Raw genomic sequence first — 14339 nt, forward strand, 5'->3', positions numbered from 1 at the left:
TCGGCACGGTCATCAACGAAGCCCAAGCCTCGCTATGAAGCCAGCTAGCGACCGGGCCAATCGGCCCGTCCTGCTTCGCGGCGGCGACGGCTCGTCAACGCGGCCACCGGTTAGCCAATCGGGTCGCCGCAAGTTGGGGCAATCCATTTCGGGCGTGGCTTCGATGAGGAGGTCCAACTCCTTTTGGAACTTAGCCTCGCTGATCGTCAACGGACTGGCGTCACGCGAGGATGGTTGTTGCACATCACTTGACAAAGCCTTCGTAGTATTTCGTTCCATCCCCTTTGTCCCCCTCGCGCTTTCGTTCGAGTCCCAAGCTCTCGTAGAGGGACGTCGAACGTCCGACGGCGTCGAGTCCGATGCCGCCGATGCTGCCCTTACTCTTAGCGCGTTCCGAGGCGAACTTCAACAACGCGTGAGCCACGCCCCTCACTTTCCCGGGCCGACGCAACAACCAGAAGCCCATCGATCTACATTTCGGATGGATGCCGATAAGATTTACAAGAACGAGTGGATTGCCGCTCAAGTCCTTCGCGCCCGCCTCTTGAAGAATCAAGACGCCAAGGGTGGGAAGCTCAGGGGCCAAGGCTCCGATGGGCCTCATCACCCAAATTGAGACTTTGAGTTCGGCCTTTGCCCTGCGCGCCTCAACCAGCGTCCAATCCCAACGGCGGTCGAGGTCCGCAGGACGAAGCCACTGTGGAAGCCTTCCCCACCAAGTTGACCTCTGGGAATACGTGCTGATGTGCTCTTCGTCTTCTTGGAGAAGATCATCGCTGACTTCGACAGAGACTTCGCGCTTTGTGCCGCGCTCGGGCAAGGTGAATCTGAAAGTGGCCATGGCCCATTTTCAGCTTTCTTCGACCATCAATGGCTGGGCGGGAAGCGGGCGATGATTGAGACTGGACCGAGCCTGCGGGTGTCGATGGTGAACTCTGATTCGCCCAAGTAGGACGAGTGCGCCGACGGTCCGGCGACGATGGCGTGGGCAGGGACGACGGCCCGCAGGATCACTCCGCCCATGCCCACGGCGTTGAGGCCGCTGGCGAAGGTTTTAGCGGTCTCATGCTTGTCCGACCACGCCGATCCAATTTGTCCGGCCTCGAAGCGATCGATGTTCTCGCCACGGAAAAGATCAAGACCCGGCCCCTTGTAGCGAGGCAGCCAAACCCATGCCGCGTCGAGCATCAGATCGTCGTCTTCAACCAGCTCGCGCAACCTGTGATGGCAGACATGCCATTGCGTATGGAAGGCCTCAGAGAGGACTGAGGAGGAGGGCGGAAGGCGGGTCAGATCGCGCAGGAAAGCGCGCCAGTCGGATCGATGTTTCGGGCGCTCCGCGCTGCGGATCAAGGGCATGAATTCTTGCCCTGCGAGCATGCTTCGCAGAAGTGGAGGGTAGGCGTCGAGAGCGTCGCTTCTCATGGCGGCGTTGTCGTCAAGCGCCTTCATTTGCCTGCACGATCGTTGGGGACCATAGGGGGACTCCCTAGAGTTTCCATCTTCTGTTTGTCAATGAAAATTAAGTCGCCCGTGGGTAGTGGGCCATAACAGGAGTATGAGCAGGGCTGTTCAGCTGTGGCTCCTGGGTATTCAAAGGACTGCTTGCGGTGGAATTTTGTCGTGTCATTAGGCTGGATTTTGCCCAAATCGTGGGATCAGTTTTTCGGAGGAGTTCCACAGCGCGTGGCAACTCCGCTGAATTGGCGCCAACGTCAAGTATTTGATGCTTCGCCGAGCTTTTGGATTCGGAGGTATTCGTCTGATCACCATCAAGACGATGGAGCTTCATGCTTTCGGAACGCGCGCCAGATAGCGAGGTCATAGGAAATCTTGAGGACTCCGCATGCGACCAGAGGAGTCGCCAGGAGCCCTGCGGCAAACAGGGCTCCGCCAATGGTGGGAGCGGCTGCCGATGCCAGGCTCTTAGGCACTAAGGTGAAGCTAGCTGCGGCTGCCCGCTCTGCAGGCGTGACCACCGCCATCACAAAGGCGCTGCGCGCGGGGACATCCATTTGCGAGAGCAGCGAGCGAACGATCAGCAGGGCCAACACGGCATGCAGGTTCGATGAAAACGCCGCTGCGATCAGGCAGACGCTCGCCGGGATGTGCGTGAACACCATGGTGTTGAGCAGGCCGATGCGGCGCGCAAGTTTTGGAGCCGCAAGTTGCGAGGCGGCCGAACAAAGCCCCGACCAGAAAAAGAATTGCCCGGCCGATGCCACGGACATGTCGAATCGTTGGAACAGCCAAAGGGCCAGCAAGGAATTGACCACCAGTCCTCCCGCGAACGAGTCCACAGAAAACAGCATCGCCAGCCGGACCACGGTCTTTCGAGAAGGGCCAAGGTGAGCCGGAGGCTTGCGCTCCTCCTCGTGCGGCTTGGGCAACCGAAGGTAGAGAACCCAAACGGCCAGGCCTATGGCCCCGTAGAGGACGAACATGCTGCGCAAGGCGGCAAGCTGGGAGAGCCCTGCGTGGAAGGAGAGCCAGCCAGGCAATGCGGCAGCCAATGCTCCGACCGCCGACAGCAGCGAGCCCATCAGGCTATAGCGGGCGAACAAGGTAGTTCGGGATTCGCCTTCCGCAGCTTCGGCGATGCGGGCGTGTTCCAGGGGCAGGAAGAGACTCACATCCCCTGAGCTGGGATTGAGCGTGCCGACGAAGGCGATCAGAAGCAGGGGCCAGAACGCCGAGCTGGCCGCGAACGCGAAGCCGGTTGCGGCCATGAGCAAAGCCGCCCCAAGCAGCAGCCGCCCATGGTGGAAGCGATGCCCCCAGGCGCCGATGGCGATGGTCGCCAGGGCCGAGCCCAAGAGCGTAGCCGTGGCCAGCGCGCCCACCTCCCAGGCTCCCAGGCCCAAGGCGGCCAGGTAGGCGGGGAGCAGCACGGCCACATAGCCGTCCGCGAAGGCTCGCAGCGCCCGCCCCAGCAGAAGCGGTGCGGCGGAAGGATGCGCGCCTGTCGGCAGAAGCCAATGGCCCATCAAGCGACCGCCAGCCCTTTCGGCTTCGCTTGGCCAATGTCGCCACCGCAAGCCGCATAGAGTGCGTCATAGACGACCATGCCTTGCGCTAGCATCGCGTGGTCGTCTTGGAAATTGATCGACAACCCGCGTGAGATGGCCAGCAAGCCCTCGGCTTCCTTGGCGAGCTCTGGGCGTCCGGTGTCGGCGGCGCGCACGATCAAGGCGAGCTTGGCGATGGCAGGGTCCGCGATCCCGTAGCGCTCGATCACAGCGTCGAAGCTGCACAGCTCGCCATGATGTCCCAGCTCGGCTCCGGGAACGTCATAGGGGATGGCTCCGGTTTCGGCCGCGATGCGCGCGACATCGGCGGATGGGACATAGAGGAATTCGGGATCGGGGTCGATGAAGCGCGCGACCAGCCACGGGCAGGCGATGCGGTCGATCTTCGGGCGTTCGCGGGTGATCCATTTCATGGCGGCCTCCTGTTTGGGTCAGTGGGTCAACGGGTAGAGGGCCATGCCAGCGATGGCGGCAGCCAGCACCAGCAGGGGCTCGGGGAATTTCTTGAAGCGCCACAACAGGGCCGTGGCGGCGATGGCCAGTGCTGCGGTGGGGATGTCATTGACCGAGCGCGAGGCGATGACCGCCACCGATCCCGCGATGGCCCCCACCGCGGCGGCGGTGATGCCATCCACGAAGGCGATCACGGAGGGGTTCTTGCCCCACTTGCGGAAGCTCGGCGCGGCGGCGATGGTGATCAGGTAGCAGGGCAGGAAGGTGCCTGCGGCGGCCACGATGGCTCCCGGCATGCCTGCCACCATGTAGCCGATGAAGGCGGTGGTGATGACCACGGGCCCCGGCGTGATCATGGCCACCGCCACCGCGTCCACGAATTGCCGGTCGGTCAGCCAATGGTGCTCGGTCACAACCCCGCCGTAGAGGAAAGGCACGATCGCCAGGCCCGAGCCGAACACAAAGGCCCCTGCCTTGGCGAAGAAGATGCCGATTTGAACCAGCAGGCTCGGGTCGGAGAAGGCTCCCGAGAATGGGGCCAGCCAAGCGGGAGCGGCGATGGAGAGCGCATTGGCTCCTGGCTTGGGCTTGCGGCGGACGATCCAGACCAGGACGCCTGCGGCGATGAACAGCCAGGCGATTTCCGATTGGGTGGCGATGGTCACGGCCGCCAGCGCGGCGAAGATGGCCCACAGCAGCTTGTCCTTGCCCAGGCTCTTGGTGGCGAGCTTGTGGGCCCCGATGGCCATGATGCCGACCACGGCGGCGGCGACCCCGTAGAAGACGGCCGCCATCCAGGGCAGCCCGCCAAATGCTTGGTAGGCCCAGCCGATGGCCGCGACCATAAGGAACGAGGGCAGCACGAACGCCAGGCCCGCCACGGTCGCTCCGAGGATGCGGTGGTGGACGAAGCCTAGGTAGATCGCGAGCTGGGCGGCCAGCGGCCCCGGCGCGATCTGCGAGAAGGCCAAGCCCTCCTTGTAATCGGCATCGGTGATCCAGGCCTTGCCCTCGACCAGGTCGCGGCGCATGAACCCGACCAAGGCCACGGGACCTCCGAATCCGAAGGTGCCCAGCCGCAAGAAGTAGGCGGCCATTTGCCAGAGGGTGTAAGAGGGGGCTGAGGCAGCGGGCGCAGTCATGGCTTGGCTTTCACGGAGGTTGGGTCTTGTTGGAAATGGGCGAGCAGGCCGTCGAACACGCCGAAGGCGGCGGCGAGCAGCTTGTCGTCGTCTTCGAAAGTCGAGCGCAGTCCGGAGAGGACCGCTTCGAGGCCGGCAGCCTCGGGCGGCTGGATGCCGCCGACATCGAGGAAGTGGACGATCGCCCCAATGCGGCCCATCGCGGCATCGTCAAGTCCGAAGCTGGCAATCAAGACCTCGAAGGTCACGCGCGCGCCGACATGGGTGAAGGCAGCCCCGTCGAAGTCGAAGCCCAGGGCGGACTTTGGGCATTTCGAGGGCGCGTCCAGCCAAAGGAATTTGGCCTTGGCGTCGATGCGGCGGCGGATGAGCCACGCGCTGGCAAGCCGGTCCACCCATGGCCGCTTGCGGGTCGCCCAAGTCCGGCCCTTGTAGTCCTTCGGGTCGAGCAGCGCGATGGCTCCCTGCGATGCGGTCGGCTCTCCGGGGGACGCCAACTCGCGGGCGGCGGCCTCGAACTCCCGCAAGGCCTGCTCGGCCTGCCGCCTGGGCTCTCCTGGGAAGTAGTCGATGGCGCTCAGGGCGTCGAACGCCTTGGCGAGCTTGGCGGACTGCTTGAGCGCGGCGGCGGGCTCTTCGGGATCGAGGGCCAAGCGGGCATCGGCGATGCCCGCCAGCAATTCCGCGTAGGCCTCAGAGCGATCGAAGAGCTTTTCGAACTCCGCAGCGTCGGAGGGCGAAGCCCCCAGCACCAAGGCGGTTCCGCCCGAGCCCTGCACATCGGCCGCGATGGCTTCGAAGGCTTCGCGGCATGCTGGGCGATCCGGCAGCAGGTAGACGCCATCGCGCAAGGATGCGGAGCCCGTTGCCTTGATAGCTCGCCAAGCACGCATGCGGGCGGTGGCGTTTTCTGTGGGCAGGCTGGTGATGAGGGTGATCCAAGAGTCCATGTCGAATAATCTATTTGTATGTAGAGATATTTTCAATATTGTAGATGTAAATACATAAACCATCGTGCTGCATGGCGATCCTCGCCGTCCAAGCTGGGAAAATGGAGGCATGGAACACATGAAGTCGAATCCTGGGATCGCAGCCGCATTGGGCGCGGCCCTCTTGTTCGGAGCTGGCGCTCCGCTCGCCAAGCTGCTGTTGGAAGGCGCGGGGCCGTGGATGCTCGCGGGCATCTTCTACCTGGGCTCCGGTCTGGGCCTTTGGGCTTACAGGAGAGCATCCAGAGCGGCTCCCGCGAGGCTTCCCAGGGGAGAAGCGAAGTGGCTGGCCGGCGCTATTGCTTTCGGCGGGGTGGCAGGCCCTGTCCTGCTGATGCTAGGGCTCTCGGCCATGCCTGCTTCCGGCGCGTCACTGCTGCTCAATGCGGAGGGCGTCTTCACCGCCTTGCTGGCCTGGTTCGCATTCCATGAGAACTTCGACCGCAGGATTGCCTTGGGCATGGTCGCTATCGCCGCTGGAGCCTTGCTGCTGAGCTGGCCGGAGCAAGCGGACTTCGCAGGACTTTGGCCCGCCTTGGCGATCCTGGGGGCTTGCTTCTGCTGGGGCATCGACAACAACCTGACCCGCAAGGTTTCTCTGAGCGATGCGACCTGGATCGCATCAGTCAAAGGCCTGTGCGCGGGATCGGTCAATCTCGCCTTGGCTCTGATCGTCGGGGATGCCTTGCCATCGGCTGCTTCGATCGGAGCGGCGATGCTGGTGGGCTTTCTGGCCTACGGCGTGAGCCTGGCCTTGTTCGTGGTGGGCCTGCGCCACCTGGGTGCGGCCAGGACCGGGGCCTACTTCTCGGTCGCGCCCTTCTTCGGGGCCATCCTCGCTCTGGCAGGCGGCGAGCCGATCACAGCGAAGCTCTTGGCTGCCGGCCTATTGATGGGCCTTGGCGTTTGGCTCCATTTGACGGAGAGCCACGCCCATGCCCATGTCCACGAGCCAATGGAGCACGCGCATGAGCACGCGCACGACGAGCACCATCAGCATGCGCATCCTTGGGCTCCGGGGCTCGCGATGAAGGCCGACGAGAAGCACACGCATCCGCATCGGCATGAGCCCATGGAGCATGAGCACGCGCATTTCCCCGACGCCCACCACCAGCATTCCCACTGAGGCAAGCGCTCCGCCAAGTTTTTGGAAAACGAGGCCATTTTGGCGGAGTCGGTTCCGCTTTTGAGGCGTTTGGCTCTCTGTAAAACAGCCTCCCTGTGAAGCAGGGTCTATCGGGCTGCTTCAAACTCCGCCAAGTCAGAGCCAAATTCAATGATGTTCTGCTGAAAATCCAGTATTCATGCGGGTTGCGATGCAATGCGCGAATGATGGGCCATCATGGGGGTGTGACCGCTCAGATCGCTCGCAAGCTTGGGCCTTTCCCTCTGGGAAACTGCCTTGTCTTCTATGTTTTCAGAGGGGAATTCCATCTTTTTCTATCAAGCCATGTTGTCCTGCGTTGCGCCTCTCACAAGCCACGTTGATCTGTCAAGCTTGCCGCCAAGCTGCCTGAAAGGGATGGCATGAATCTTGATCTGACCGAAGACCTTGTTCAGAAGGTGTCTCTGATGAAGATGCCCAAGGCTGGGTTGAAATTCGAACAGTGGCAGCCGACCGATAGCTCTAATTATCTCGTCTATGACACCAGCCGAAAGGCTCCGTCCGGATTCGCTGTCCGGGTGGGGCCAGGGCATCGGTATATGTGGTCGAGAAGATGGTCCGAGGCAAGAAGCCCAAGATCGATGTGGGGCTAGCCTGGGGCCAACGGGGACCCGAAATACCCCTGCCGCTTGTCAAGGCGAGGGACAAGGCTCGCGAGAAGGTCGCATTGACCGTCAAGCATGGGACCAACCCCAGCCCCAACCCCACCTTCTGATGAATATGCGAATAGTGTCCAGGGGGCACAGCTTTCGAACGGACGAGCGGTTCGAGACGCCCGGCAGGGACCGACGTGGAAAAGGGCAGACGGTTTCCTGGCGCGCAAGCCCCAGTGGAGTCCGCCCGAGGGCCTTGGGTGGAGCGCTCCCGGGCGCGACGGCTGAGGGTGCAATGCCGGGCCGACCGGCCAAGAAGTCAGCTCAAGCGGGTCAGACGCCGCAGCCTGGTCGCCTGCCCGGAGGAGTCGAGCGGCGCTTCGCGCTGCGGGAGCTCAACCGCAGCAGCCGCCAGCCCCCGCGGGCCCGCCTGTCTCTGGGTGTTGCATCGACGGGCACTTGACCGATCCGTAGCTGCAAAAGACGCAGCAATCGCCAGGGAGGGGCCGAAGGACAGAGTGGCACTCGCCGCATTCATGGAAGAACTGGCAAGCGTCGAGGGGCATTTCCAGCTCGGCTTGGTGGCCGCACAGAGGGCACGTGAGGACGGAGCGAGTTTGCATGTTGTCGCCTTATGCTACGCCGGCTACGCCGGCTACGCCGGCTACGCCGCTGGGCAGCCGCGAAAATTTTCGTTCGGTCTGGTCCCGAGCAGAACCGTCCCGGACGGTGTCTCCCCCAATCAAAACGAAGCTGGATGTTCCGGCGACTGCGAATTTCCTGGCCAGATCGATGCGCTGCGCAATGTCGGCGGGCATCAGGTTGCGATGGGTCTCGCGCAGCTTTTCGACCATCGGCCTCGTCGCCTGGCAAGGCCCGCGGCTCGCCGAGAAGAAGTAATGCAGCCGCCCCGAATCCCCCGAGGCTGGGCCGTCGATGGCAGAGGTGTCGGGTGCGGGCCGGCCGCCGCTTCGCTTTGCGCAAAACCACATCAGTGCTTGCATGGAAGCGAGTAGGGCGACGACGGCGAGGATTGCGATGGGAGCTCAACTCATGACTTGCCTCCGGCCTTGATTTTCGGTTGCGCGGCGGGTTCGCCGCCTCCCCCCAGAAGATACTCCCGCACCAATTCCCGCGCGCGATGCAGCCGGCTCTTGATCGCGGGGGCGTTCTCGTCGAGGCGCTCGGCGATCTCGGCGATGGTGAGCTCCTCGAAGTCGCGCAGCAGTATCACTTCGAGGTAGTGCGCTGGCAGGGACTCCAGGGCGTGCGCCAGGTCGATGCGAAGCGCGTCGTCCGAGCGGCAGGCGAGCTGCTGCTCTGCGATTTCCTCTTCGAGCGGCTCATGCCTGAACATCATGCGCTCGAGACGCCGGCACTCCCGTTTGATGACGACGAAGAGCCAGGAGGAGAAAGCGGCTGCGGCCTTCAGGCCCTTGACCTTGCGGGAGATCGTCAGCAGCGACTCTTGGACGGCGTCGTCGACGTCGCTCGCGTGGCAGTGCCTGCGGGCGTAGCGCCGGGCGTCGGCCTGGCACACCGCCAAAAGGCGGCCGATGGCGGCCGGGTCGCCCGTTTGAGCGGCCAGGATGAGAGGCGTGTGGTCAGCCGCCGTTGCCATGCTCAATGCCCCTTGTCGAGTTTGCGGCCGACCATGGCGCACATCGGGCAGAAGCCCACCAGGCCGGTCATGGCGAGGACCGCGCCCATGGCCCCCGCGGCCATGGCCAAGGGCGAGCCCCAGCTCATGGCGGCGAAAGCCAGGGCCATCGCACCCATGACGAGGCGAAGGATGCGTTCCCACGAGGGGACATTTTTGACGTAGAACATGGCGAGCTCCTTGGATAGTTTGTTTGAGGACGGTCCTCAGTGACTAAGAGGAGGCGCCGCGCTGAAACGGTTCGCGCGCCCGGCATTTATTTCACCGGCAGGCCATTTTCGCAAGTTGGTACTTGGGGCCGGCCAAGCCATCCTGGGGATGCGCTCAGGTGAGCTTGTAAGCGGCGAAGCGCTCGTCAACCTGTGTGCCGAAGGCGTGATTGGAGTAGTTGCTCAGGACCTTCACGGCGACGGCCAGGACGATGTAGAGGATCTGGCTTTCGGAAAAGCCCGCTTGCAGAAATGCATCGAGCTTGCCGCGTGACGGCTTGCCATTCGTGCGGACCAGGTCCTGTGTCAGCTCGTAGAGGGCGGCGAGCCTGGCGTCGGGGATCGGCTGGCCTTGGCGGATCGCCTCCAGGACCGGGCCGGGGACACCGGAGACCTTGTCGGCAATCATGCTGTGGGCGGCGGCGCAGTAGGTGCAGCCGTTGACCAGGCTCACGGCGAGGAACACGACCTCCTGCTCGGCAGGCGTGAAGCCCGACTCGCCCCTGAACTTGCCGTAGCCGCTCAGGTAGGTGTCCAGGATGGCCGGGGCATTTGCCATGTTGGCATACATGTTGGGGATGAAGCCGACCTGCTTGAGGGCGGTGTCGAGGATCTCCTTTTGGGGTCCTTGCGCTTGGGCATGGACGACGGAAGTCAGCGTCTTGAGATAGGCCATGGGTTTTCTCCTGGGGATGGTGGGGCCATCGCAGAGGGGTTTGCGATGGACTCGGCTTCATCGTAGGAGTGGAAGGGTCAACGAAGTTGACCGAGCGTCTCAATCGGATGTCCGGGCGTTCCGCCGTGCCACCTCAGCCGAATCAGTCCGCCATTGCACGCTGTTTGAGCCACTCCGAGGGCGATTGGCCGAACTTGCGCAGGAAGGCGCGATGCAAGGCGCTGGAGCTCCCGTAGCCCACGTCCAGGGCGGCGGTTTTGGCGGGAACGCCTTTGGACAGCAAGCGCTGCGCGAGCATCAGCCGCCACGACGAGAGGTAATCGGCGGGCGTGGCGCCGGTGACGCGCCGGAAGTGCTCGGCGAACCGCGCCCGCGACATGCCGGCTTGCGCCGCCAGCGAGCTCAAATCCCAAGAGCCCGAAGGACTCTGATGGATCGCGTCCAGTGCCTTGGCAAGCCTGGGGTCGGCCATGCCCGCGAGCGCGCCGCCCGAGACTTGCCCGCGCTCGATGCAATGCCTCAGCATGCGGATTGTCAGGACCTCGCAGAGCCGGTCGAGCACGGCTTGGCGACCGCTGCCCGCGCCGAACGCTTCAGAGAACATCAGCTCCAGGATCGGCTCTAGGCCTGGGCAGCCGTCGATCTCGATCAGCACCAGGTCGGGAAGGGAGTCGGAGATGGGGTTGCGCCCGCCCGCGCCCGTCAGCACCGTGGCGCAGACCACGTCGGCACCTTCGCGCTCGTTGGCCACCAGGCGGTGGCGCTCGGGGCGCGGCAGGTAGATCAGCGAGGGCCGCTCGATGAATACGTCGGGCTTTCCTGCGTTTACCAGGTTGACCGGGCCCCGCCTGACCACATGCAGGTGGCCCCGCTGCTCGTCGCGCTTGAAATCGTGCAGGCCGCAGATGTTGCCCGTGTAGAAAACGCCCGCGCGGAGGGCGAATTGAGAGAGGAGCCGGTCCAGGGGATCGCCCACAAGAGCGGCCTCCTCAGGCGGGTTGCGTCGCATGCTCGCCCTGCCTTGAAATTCAATTCGCCTGGGGAACCATCTGGCCGTCCAGGATGAAGATGCGGTCGGTGGGGTTGGCTGCCTTGATGTGGAGGGTGCCGGCGCCTTTGAGGCCCTTGAACGCGCCCGTGCCGGAGACGACTTCCCAGAACCCGTTGTCGTTGATCTGGGGCTTGCCGTCCTTGGCAGGAAGGAAGACGGCCCGCACGGTCCACTTGATGTAGGCGACGTTGCCTTCGCCCTTGGTGGCCACCAGGTAGCCGCTGGGGTCTCCAGCCACGCCCGGGATGATGTCGTGGCGGCCAAATTCGACGATCTGGGCGCCGTCGAGCAGGCCTGAGCCAGCGGCCGTGCCTTCGCGGCGAACCATCAGCACGAAGTGGCCCGAGCCATCCTTGAAGTCGAGCTGAATCTGCTCTTTGGGGACCATGGTGGCTTGCACGCTGAGCGGATCGGCCATGGCAGCCGAGCCGACAAGCATGCTCGCCGCGAGAAGACTGGCACTGGCGATTGCGCGAGGGAGAGAGACTGTCATTGGATTTCCTTTGGATGTGTTAGGGGTCAGCAAACCTGTATTCAGGCAATGTTTCAAGACGGAGCGGGTTTTGCTTTTGGGGGAGCGATGGCCCGCACAGTCTCGGCAAGCTCGTCAAATGTGTCGAAGACGTAATCGCAATCGGGATGCGGAGTCGGGTCCGGCGGGGGCTCGCAACCCCACTCCTCGGGTCTGCGGACGAAGGCGGTCTTGAAGCCGCATGCGCGCGCCGCGTTGAGGTCGAAGTTGTGACAAGCGACCATGAGGATGTCGGAAGGATCCATCGCGAGCCATTTGGCCGCTTGCCGGTAGGCCCTGGGGTCGGGCTTGTAGTAGCCGATGGCTTCGCAGGAGAGGACGGCGTCCCATGCGATGCCGTTGAGCCGCGACACATCCACCACCAGCGACAGCGGGAGCATGGTGAAGGAGATCGCGGGGATGATGCTGCGGATCTCGCGCAAGGGCGCGGCGAAATCGGGCCAGGTCGAAAGCCTGTGCCAGGTGTTCGCGATCCACGCCCGATCGGCTGGCGAAAACACGGACAGGCCGTTGGCGTTCAGGAGCTCTTCCAGCGCGTGGACGTGGACGTCGTCCATGTTGAATGCGGGTTGGACTTGGCCGACGATCCTCTTCATCGCGAGACGCCGATACTGGTTGGTCAACACGCCCCAGTCCCGCTCCTCACCATGCGCGCGACCCACCACGGCCAGCGCGTCGCGGATGCCGGTGTGCCAATCCAGCACGGTTCCGCCGGTATCGAAGGTTGCTGCTTTGATGGCCATAAAGATCCCAGGAAATCAGGGTTAGAAACGAGTGGTCCATTGCGTGAGCCAGGCCGGTGCATGATCCACCAGCCAGGTTTCGATGGGCTTGTCCGCCCCGGACAGGATCATCGCGGCCAAGGCAATCATGATGCCTCCCATGATCGTCTTGCCAGCCTTGCCGGCCTGCATGAGCGTTCCGCGCATCGCGCCATCGCGCCGCGCCCTACGTAGGCCAGCGCCACCGCGGGCAGCGCGGCACCGATGAGCTTGTCGAACTCGGCTTGGGTGTAGTGCTTGATCTCGCCGGCCGCGGCGATCAATGCGACGGCGGAGAGGGCGAGGATGGCGGCGGCCTGGGCGAGCTTCATGGGAAGCTTCTTGGCGCTTACTTGGATGGTTTGAAGGTTTTTTGCAGCGACGCGGTGTAGGCCGTCAAGGCCGCCAGCTCCTTGGAGTCCCAAGGCAGCGGCTTGGCGGCCATCGGCATGACCATGCAGCCCTGGACCATTTCGTCGAGATGGACGGTCTTGCGGCCGAACTGGTCCCGGGCCATGGCGACCGTGTGGGGATAGGGCTTGGCAAAGCTCACCTGGAACGCGCCATGGTTGGCGTGGCAGCTCGCGCAACTCATGCCGTTGGTGGAGAGCTTGGTGTCGTTGAAGAGCTTTTCTCCCAGCGCCACGTCGCCCGCCTTGGGCTGGTAGCCGGGCGGGCGAGTGATTTGAGCTCCCGGGTCGCCGGCCGCGAGGGCGGTCGAGGCGGCGAGGGCGCCCAGCAGCGAGCAGAGCAGGATGGAAGCGAGCTTTTTCATGGTGGTTCCTTGGAGTGTGTTTGGCTCTAAGAGGGGCCAGGGCGGCAAAAGGGTTCGCGGCCGGAGAAATATTTCTTTTGAACCGCCCCGTCGACTGGATCGGCGGCTCGAGGATCGCTCTGAGCGCGCTGCCGCTGCGGCTGTTTCCGTGGCCTGCCAACTATTTTTGAGTTCCCGCGAATCCGATCGCGGCCGGGACCCCTCTTAGCCTCCGAGGATCGTCCTCGCCACCGAAACCAACCCAAGGACTGGATATGAAGACAAGCTTGAAATTGACCCTGGCGGCGCTGACCGCCGCGACCCTGGCGCTGCCCGCCGCGGCCCAAGACAGGAAGGAAGGCGCCAAGTGCGCGCCCCAGGCCGGCCTGTCCAAGTGCGCTCCGAAGTGCGGCGCGAAAAAGTGCGCGCCCAAGAAGAACGCCGCGAAATGCGGCGCCAAGAAGTGCGCTCCGAAATGCGGCGCGAAGTGCGCGCCCAAGAGCTGAGCGAGATGTCCGCGGGCCGGCGCTCCAACGGGCGCTTGTCAAATGATCCCGGCGCTGGCCCACGCCTGCTTGCGGTCTATGGAGCCTTGGCAGAGCGGGGGGAGCATCTGTTGGGCGGCTTGCTTGGAGGCGCGCTCCCGAAGCAATGGAGCCACTACCCTGAGGACGACGCGATCGACGCGGGCCGCGGCTACCAGTGGTTCTACCACTCGCACAGCCCCGAGGACCGCCCCGGCGCCATCGAGCATGGGCACATCCATCTCTTTGCCAGGCGTCCGCTGTGGGGGCGGAGGCTGCAATCGCGCTCCGAAAAGGCGTTTGCGCGGCTCTGCGGGCAGCCGGCCTCGGACGCGCACACGCGACACCTGCTAGCCATCGGCTTCGACGCCAAGGGCCTGCCCATATCGCTATTCACGGTCAACAGTTGGGTGACGGGGGATCTGATGCTGGGATCCGACCTCACGGTCGAGCTGCTGGCGTCGATGCAGCTTGAAACGGGCCACCCGGAGATAGACGCGGTGATCGAATCGACTGTCCGCATGTGCCTGCCTGAGATCGCCCATCTGGTGTCGGCGCGGGATGAAGCTTTGGTGCTTCACGCAGGTCCGGACAAGCTCAACGCCCGGTCCTTGGAGTTGCTCTCGGAGCTGGCCGTCGACCTCGACGCGAAGCTGCGCATCGCTGTTTGCTCCAGGAAAACCATGGTGCATGCGGGTTTTCGAGGCATGCGCTCTTGATGCGCCATCATGGGGGTGGTGGCGTAGTCCAGGCGCAATGTTTCAGACGACAACTGTTTTTCTGAGAAACGCCATGGCATGG

The 14339-nt window shown here is 63.7% G+C and carries 19 protein-coding genes; 3 read left to right on the top strand and 16 right to left on the bottom strand.

What is annotated here, in order from left to right; genetic code table 11:
* Positions 1-244 precede the first annotated feature (244 nt).
* From BLW02_RS11575 to BLW02_RS11600, 6 genes are all read right to left on the bottom strand, one after another.
* Positions 245-841, bottom strand: coding sequence for a hypothetical protein (locus BLW02_RS11575; RefSeq protein WP_092698736.1), 597 nt, complete (start codon positions 839-841; stop codon positions 245-247).
* Between the two features lie 26 nt (positions 842-867).
* Positions 868-1452, bottom strand: a complete 585-nt coding sequence (locus tag BLW02_RS11580) for a hypothetical protein (RefSeq protein ID WP_244273680.1) — start codon at positions 1450-1452, stop codon at positions 868-870.
* 320 nt (positions 1453-1772) lie between these two features.
* Positions 1773-2987, bottom strand: a complete 1215-nt coding sequence (locus tag BLW02_RS11585; protein ID WP_092698738.1) for an MFS transporter — start codon at positions 2985-2987, stop codon at positions 1773-1775.
* Positions 2987-3442 carry a chromate resistance protein ChrB domain-containing protein gene (locus BLW02_RS11590; RefSeq protein WP_092698740.1) on the bottom strand — a complete coding sequence of 152 codons (456 nt, stop codon included), beginning with the start codon at positions 3440-3442 and terminating at the stop codon, positions 2987-2989. Before BLW02_RS11590 ends, BLW02_RS11585 begins: the two co-directional genes overlap by 1 nt.
* An 18-nt stretch (positions 3443-3460) precedes the next feature.
* Positions 3461-4624 carry a chromate transporter gene (locus BLW02_RS11595; protein ID WP_092698742.1) on the bottom strand — a complete coding sequence of 388 codons (1164 nt, stop codon included), beginning with the start codon at positions 4622-4624 and terminating at the stop codon, positions 3461-3463.
* Positions 4621-5574: a chromate resistance protein ChrB domain-containing protein gene (locus BLW02_RS11600; RefSeq protein WP_092698744.1), complete on the bottom strand. Its 954-nt coding sequence runs from the start codon at positions 5572-5574 to the stop codon at positions 4621-4623. Before BLW02_RS11600 ends, BLW02_RS11595 begins: the two co-directional genes overlap by 4 nt.
* Before the next feature lie 109 nt (positions 5575-5683).
* Between BLW02_RS11600 and BLW02_RS11605 the strand changes: the two genes are divergently transcribed.
* Positions 5684-6739 carry a DMT family transporter gene (locus BLW02_RS11605; RefSeq protein ID WP_092698746.1) on the top strand — a complete coding sequence of 352 codons (1056 nt, stop codon included), beginning with the start codon at positions 5684-5686 and terminating at the stop codon, positions 6737-6739.
* Positions 6740-7766: 1027 nt separating this feature from the next.
* Here the strand turns inward: BLW02_RS11605 and BLW02_RS20215 are convergent.
* The 10 genes from BLW02_RS20215 to BLW02_RS11660 form a co-directional block, all read right to left on the bottom strand.
* The gene (locus BLW02_RS20215) at positions 7767-7994 is read right to left on the bottom strand and encodes a GDCCVxC domain-containing (seleno)protein (protein WP_092698750.1); all 228 of its coding nucleotides are present in this window, start codon (positions 7992-7994) and stop codon (positions 7767-7769) included.
* A 9-nt stretch (positions 7995-8003) separates the two neighbouring features.
* Positions 8004-8375, bottom strand: a complete 372-nt coding sequence (locus BLW02_RS11620) for a thioredoxin domain-containing protein (RefSeq protein WP_092698752.1) — start codon at positions 8373-8375, stop codon at positions 8004-8006.
* 47 nt (positions 8376-8422) lie between these two features.
* Positions 8423-8992, bottom strand: a complete 570-nt coding sequence (locus tag BLW02_RS11625; RefSeq protein ID WP_092698754.1) for an RNA polymerase sigma factor — start codon at positions 8990-8992, stop codon at positions 8423-8425.
* A gap of 2 nt (positions 8993-8994) precedes the next feature.
* Positions 8995-9201 carry a YgaP family membrane protein gene (locus tag BLW02_RS11630; protein WP_092698756.1) on the bottom strand — a complete coding sequence of 69 codons (207 nt, stop codon included), beginning with the start codon at positions 9199-9201 and terminating at the stop codon, positions 8995-8997.
* 154 nt (positions 9202-9355) lie between these two features.
* Complete coding sequence (locus BLW02_RS11635; RefSeq protein ID WP_092698758.1) at positions 9356-9916, bottom strand: carboxymuconolactone decarboxylase family protein; 561 nt, start codon at positions 9914-9916, stop codon at positions 9356-9358.
* 142 nt (positions 9917-10058) lie between these two features.
* A complete protein-coding gene (locus tag BLW02_RS11640; protein ID WP_244273681.1) occupies positions 10059-10892 on the bottom strand; it encodes a helix-turn-helix transcriptional regulator in 834 nt (277 codons plus the stop codon).
* Positions 10893-10944: 52 nt separating this feature from the next.
* The gene (locus BLW02_RS11645; protein WP_244273682.1) at positions 10945-11460 is read right to left on the bottom strand and encodes a hypothetical protein; all 516 of its coding nucleotides are present in this window, start codon (positions 11458-11460) and stop codon (positions 10945-10947) included.
* Between the two features lie 53 nt (positions 11461-11513).
* Positions 11514-12242, bottom strand: a complete 729-nt coding sequence (locus tag BLW02_RS11650; protein WP_092698762.1) for an HAD-IA family hydrolase — start codon at positions 12240-12242, stop codon at positions 11514-11516.
* A gap of 125 nt (positions 12243-12367) precedes the next feature.
* Complete coding sequence (locus BLW02_RS11655; protein WP_092698764.1) at positions 12368-12592, bottom strand: hypothetical protein; 225 nt, start codon at positions 12590-12592, stop codon at positions 12368-12370.
* A 17-nt stretch (positions 12593-12609) separates the two neighbouring features.
* The gene (locus tag BLW02_RS11660; RefSeq protein ID WP_092698766.1) at positions 12610-13035 is read right to left on the bottom strand and encodes a c-type cytochrome; all 426 of its coding nucleotides are present in this window, start codon (positions 13033-13035) and stop codon (positions 12610-12612) included.
* 254 nt (positions 13036-13289) lie between these two features.
* Here BLW02_RS11660 and BLW02_RS11665 point away from each other — a divergent pair, with 254 nt between their 5' ends.
* The gene (locus BLW02_RS11665) at positions 13290-13520 is read left to right on the top strand and encodes a hypothetical protein (protein WP_092698768.1); all 231 of its coding nucleotides are present in this window, start codon (positions 13290-13292) and stop codon (positions 13518-13520) included.
* On the top strand, positions 13463-14257 hold the full coding sequence (locus BLW02_RS11670) for a DUF6969 family protein (RefSeq protein ID WP_208859726.1): 795 nt from the start codon (positions 13463-13465) through the stop codon (positions 14255-14257). The genes BLW02_RS11665 and BLW02_RS11670 overlap by 58 nt, the downstream gene beginning before the upstream one ends.
* Positions 14258-14339: the final 82 nt, after the last annotated feature.

Origin of the sequence: Acidovorax soli (assembly GCF_900107605.1) — a bacterium.
Lineage (GTDB): Bacteria > Pseudomonadota > Gammaproteobacteria > Burkholderiales > Burkholderiaceae_C > Acidovorax > Acidovorax soli.

Excerpts from the sequence above, each read along its gene's own strand:
- BLW02_RS11575 (WP_092698736.1), bottom strand. The coding sequence starts at position 841 with ATGGCCACTTTCAGATTCACCTTGCCCGAGCGCGGCACAAAGCGCGAA.
- BLW02_RS11605 (WP_092698746.1), top strand. The coding sequence starts at position 5,684 with ATGGAACACATGAAGTCGAATCCTGGGATCGCAGCCGCATTGGGCGCG.
- BLW02_RS11650 (WP_092698762.1), bottom strand. The coding sequence starts at position 12,242 with ATGGCCATCAAAGCAGCAACCTTCGATACCGGCGGAACCGTGCTGGAT.
- BLW02_RS11635 (WP_092698758.1), bottom strand. The coding sequence starts at position 9,916 with ATGGCCTATCTCAAGACGCTGACTTCCGTCGTCCATGCCCAAGCGCAA.
- BLW02_RS11665 (WP_092698768.1), top strand. The coding sequence starts at position 13,290 with ATGAAGACAAGCTTGAAATTGACCCTGGCGGCGCTGACCGCCGCGACC.
- BLW02_RS20215 (WP_092698750.1), bottom strand. The coding sequence starts at position 7,994 with ATGCAAACTCGCTCCGTCCTCACGTGCCCTCTGTGCGGCCACCAAGCC.
- BLW02_RS11620 (WP_092698752.1), bottom strand. The coding sequence starts at position 8,375 with ATGCAAGCACTGATGTGGTTTTGCGCAAAGCGAAGCGGCGGCCGGCCC.
- BLW02_RS11655 (WP_092698764.1), bottom strand. The coding sequence starts at position 12,592 with ATGAAGCTCGCCCAGGCCGCCGCCATCCTCGCCCTCTCCGCCGTCGCA.
- BLW02_RS11645 (WP_244273682.1), bottom strand. The coding sequence starts at position 11,460 with ATGACAGTCTCTCTCCCTCGCGCAATCGCCAGTGCCAGTCTTCTCGCG.
- BLW02_RS11660 (WP_092698766.1), bottom strand. The coding sequence starts at position 13,035 with ATGAAAAAGCTCGCTTCCATCCTGCTCTGCTCGCTGCTGGGCGCCCTC.
- BLW02_RS11600 (WP_092698744.1), bottom strand. The coding sequence starts at position 5,574 with ATGGACTCTTGGATCACCCTCATCACCAGCCTGCCCACAGAAAACGCC.
- BLW02_RS11595 (WP_092698742.1), bottom strand. The coding sequence starts at position 4,624 with ATGACTGCGCCCGCTGCCTCAGCCCCCTCTTACACCCTCTGGCAAATG.
- BLW02_RS11630 (WP_092698756.1), bottom strand. The coding sequence starts at position 9,201 with ATGTTCTACGTCAAAAATGTCCCCTCGTGGGAACGCATCCTTCGCCTC.
- BLW02_RS11585 (WP_092698738.1), bottom strand. The coding sequence starts at position 2,987 with ATGGGCCATTGGCTTCTGCCGACAGGCGCGCATCCTTCCGCCGCACCG.
- BLW02_RS11670 (WP_208859726.1), top strand. The coding sequence starts at position 13,463 with ATGCGGCGCCAAGAAGTGCGCTCCGAAATGCGGCGCGAAGTGCGCGCC.
- BLW02_RS11590 (WP_092698740.1), bottom strand. The coding sequence starts at position 3,442 with ATGAAATGGATCACCCGCGAACGCCCGAAGATCGACCGCATCGCCTGC.
- BLW02_RS11580 (WP_244273680.1), bottom strand. The coding sequence starts at position 1,452 with ATGAAGGCGCTTGACGACAACGCCGCCATGAGAAGCGACGCTCTCGAC.
- BLW02_RS11625 (WP_092698754.1), bottom strand. The coding sequence starts at position 8,992 with ATGGCAACGGCGGCTGACCACACGCCTCTCATCCTGGCCGCTCAAACG.